The following is a 3,710-nucleotide window of genomic DNA, read 5'->3' on the forward strand; positions in this document are numbered from 1 at the left end:
CACTGACATTGGAGCCATCCGCCGGAGAGGTTGGTTCCGGTACAGTAACGGGTTCGGTTACTGTGATGGTGAGCTTGCGCATAAACCTGGCACCATCAGTGAAATCTAGGGCCATCCAAACATCATAGTTACCGGCAGCAGTGGCAGCCGGGATATTGAATTCGGCTGTGTAGGTATGATTTGAATTAGAACGGACCATATGATCATACCACCCATTGGCGATTTCACCGTTATAAAAGGATGGATCCGAGTCCTCAAATGTGCTGCTATTTCGCGTGCCAACAAAAGAAATTCTTGTACCTGCATTACCTGCTACAGTCGTATTTGCGTAAATGACGTAATTAGGACTGCTATAGCCAAAACTGACATACGCTCCTGCAGTGTCAAAATATTCACAATAAACGATATTGCTGCCGGAAAAAAGGGTATAATCTTCCCTGTAAACTTTGACGACAGTATCGCTATTTTTTTGTATAACAATATAATTTTGCGAACTATTGACGCCAACTAGCTTCCAAGTTGCTCCATTAAACGAATGGGTTGCACCAATTTCCATTCGGACGAAGCCTTCTCCACCGGGAACAAGATATTCCTGTGATAAAGATGCACCAGCCAACAGAAGAATGATAAAAAAGCCCAGCATAATGTTGATGTTTCGAGTTAACATACTTCCTCCCCTGCCTTGGATTCTTTTTGTTTATTTGATCCACGTACGGTAGTCGCCAGACTTCATCGCAAGGTTAGTTTAGCTTTCTCCTTTTTGCGCCAAGAATGGCATCGCGCCAGTTTCCCCTATCAAAGATCTTCATCCAAAGGTTGGTTTTGTTGTCTCCTTTTTACGTGATGATATGAGTGGTCGCCGTAATGGTCTATCTATACCTGATTGACTATATATAGATACAGCTAGCACGTGTTCAGAAAAAATCGTTATTAATTGGTTATTATTCGTTAAAAACAACTAATACGGAGGGAAGAGGATTTAATCTTATTTTGTGAGAAGGGTATTCATCATTTACCATAAAAACAGCTAATATATTAAAATATCAAAAAATTATAGCTACTGGTCTTGGTTTTGAATAATGGCACTGTTGTAACGGTGCTATAGGAGCGAAATGAATTCAGCGTGATTCAGCATTTGGAGAAGCAACCCAGGGCGGCAACTATTCACAGCTAGACGGCTTCATTTATGATCATATCTTTTGGGATGCGATGTCATTATCAGACGCATGAGCAGGTTTGCGTAGACTTTTGTGGTGCAGGCACTCTATGCGAACCACAATATCCATAAAAGAGTATAAAAAAAATTTATCTTCTCACGAGGCGGCTTATCAAGCACACCAATCCTGTCTTATGACGGAAATCGCCCGCATTCTGATGCGGCCAGGTTTAATGCATCTGACCGTGATATGGAGGGGGGGGAGGGCTATAAGTTTTTTGCGCACCCGGCGGTACGCGGTTATGGGGAGGGGCCGCAGCATCATACACACCAGGCGACGCACAATAGGGTGCATCTGACAGCAGGTTGCGCTTTCGGCGCACTTCTGAGGCAGCGTTCTAGATCGTTCAGTGGACCAGGCGCTTGCTCCGCGCCGGGTCGCCGGGCACATCAATTCCCGTCTTTGCATAAAGCGGCTCTCTGCCGGTCAATGTAAAGAAGGTGATGTGGTTTCTGTCGTGATTGGACATGGCCGAATAACCTTCGCTTATCCGGGCGTCACGCTCGATCTAGGCGCGGAACTCGTGCTCCATCTAGTCGAGTCGCGGCGAATTGGCCATCAACAGGGTGCAGGAAGAGATGTGCGCAGCAGGTTTTGGGGTGGTCTCAGGAAGCCGAGGGCCCGGTCTCTCTGCGGGAATGCTCATGCGCAGTTGATATATCCTTCAAGCTTAGAGAAGTAAACCGATCCGGGATTTCGATGCCCGGATCGGCCGGACAATGGAGTCAGGATATCTCCCTTGCAGCATAAGGATTAGATCAGGGTAAAGTCCGGGTGATCACCAGCATGGAGGTCCAGCGCAATGGTCGTTGAACAGCCGGCCAGACGGTTGATGGCCGCCAGATAATAGTCGGAAAAATCAGCCTCACCCTTTTGCCAGGACTGCAGTGCGCTGCGCGCAGCATCGGGATGTTCCAAGGCCAACTCCCGGGTATTCAGGAGTTGTTCAATAACGGCCAGAATGAGCGGCTTCGGGTATTTATAGGCCCGCTTCAGCACCCATACCAGCTTACAGAGCACAATCGCATTGACATATCCCGGAGAATCCGGGCTCAGCGCCGTGGTAAGGGACTGTCCGGCGCGCGCAGACTGGTCGGGATCATCCTGGACGATAAAGCGCACGAGAACGTTGGTGTCGATGCCAACCATTTATTCCCCTTCAATGGCCGCTTGCATTTCTTCGAGGCTCAGCGGCGCGTCAGGCGGGGGTACCATGGCTTTGAGCTTCAGGATTGAATCCGCCACCGGCATGAGCCGGATGCCGCCATCGTCCTCAATGACAAAGTCTACCAAATCGCCCGGCTGCAGATTGAGTTTTTCCCGCACCGGTTTCGATATAGTGACCTGGCCTTTCGAGGTTATTGTCGTCACCATGTGAATGCCCTCATATACATGGCCATATTCCTTACATAAAGTAAGGAATATGGCCATTCCTGTCAAGTGTTTTCAAGACGGCGCGTCGGTGCCTGCGTCGTGGAAGCGTACCCCTTCCACCATTCCGGTTACGGCCAGATCAACCAGAGAAAAAAGCTGGTGGTGAGGGGCACAGAGAGATTGTCCGTGCCTGCAGGGGAGAGGGCCTCCGCCACCGTGGCGACGGTCGCGCCCAAAATGGTCATGAGCAGCCGGTCGGTGAGACCGATGGCCGGACTGAACGGGGAGAGCCGGGAGTCGGGGAGCCAGGTCAGGGTCAGCCAGATCACCACCAGGCTGACCACGGCCATCGTTGCGCTGCCGAGCCAGGAACGGGTGTGGCCAAAGGCCTGGTACTTTTTTTTGCCCCAGGGCTCTCCGACCAGGCTGGCAAAGGCATCGCCCCAGGTCATGGCCATGATGCCGGCAATGCCGACCGGGACCGGATCCATCAGGCCGGCGGGGCGCCAAAAAGCCAGGAATATCAAGGTGATGGAGATGGCGAAGTAGACCGTGCCGGGTGTGGAGCTCTCGGTGTCCATTTGCGCAAAGGTCTGACGGCGGTAAAACAGGTAATTGAGCAGGATAAAGGTTGCGAAGGGGATGATCCCCCAGCGCAGTTCATCGAAGAAATAGAGGATTCCCCAAACCCACATTCCGGCGCCGATATGGATGATCTTGCGGGAGACATTCTGCGGCCAGTTCAGGGCACGGCCGAGCGATTCGGTGATGCCGAGCAGGCCGAAGGCATAGAGATACGAGAGAATCATGCCGATGATTTCAAACCTGGACATAGTGCGAGCTCCCTTTGAACGCGGTTCGAGAAGCGGTTGGCAGCGGTCTCTATGTTTATGTAACCGGGATGGACCTGGTTTTTATTGCATAGAGTGGCGAAAAACGGCCGGCTGGAAGCGAGAAGGGGGCTCGTTCACCTGGGCGGGATACGGCAAGTGCGAGAGGGGGGAGGAGCCGGGCTGCGGGTGCGCGGGCAGGCGAATAATGCTCTCACGAGCTGCCGGCGCCCGCCGGGCTGCGGGTGGCCGCGCAAGCGACAGGCTCCTGGCCAGGCGACAGGTGCCC

4 protein-coding genes are annotated in these 3,710 nt (G+C 52.1%); all 4 read right to left on the minus strand.

Going from position 1 to position 3,710, the window contains the following annotated elements:
- Positions 1-667 (minus strand): hypothetical protein (locus tag PLH32_11010; GenBank protein ID HQJ65130.1); only part of this gene is annotated, 667 nt, incomplete at its 3' end.
- Between the two features lie 1,303 nt (positions 668-1,970).
- Positions 1,971-2,366 (minus strand): type II toxin-antitoxin system VapC family toxin, encoded by a 396-nt coding sequence (locus PLH32_11015; GenBank protein HQJ65131.1) that lies wholly within the window; start codon positions 2,364-2,366, stop codon positions 1,971-1,973.
- Positions 2,367-2,591 carry an AbrB/MazE/SpoVT family DNA-binding domain-containing protein gene (locus PLH32_11020; protein ID HQJ65132.1) on the minus strand — a complete coding sequence of 75 codons (225 nt, stop codon included), beginning with the start codon at positions 2,589-2,591 and terminating at the stop codon, positions 2,367-2,369.
- A 128-nt stretch (positions 2,592-2,719) separates the two neighbouring features.
- Positions 2,720-3,424 carry a phosphatidate cytidylyltransferase gene (locus tag PLH32_11025; protein HQJ65133.1) on the minus strand — a complete coding sequence of 235 codons (705 nt, stop codon included), beginning with the start codon at positions 3,422-3,424 and terminating at the stop codon, positions 2,720-2,722.
- Between the last annotated feature and the right edge of the window lie 286 nt (positions 3,425-3,710).

Source organism: bacterium (assembly GCA_035419245.1).
Lineage (GTDB): Bacteria > Zhuqueibacterota > Zhuqueibacteria > Residuimicrobiales > Residuimicrobiaceae > JAKPUX01.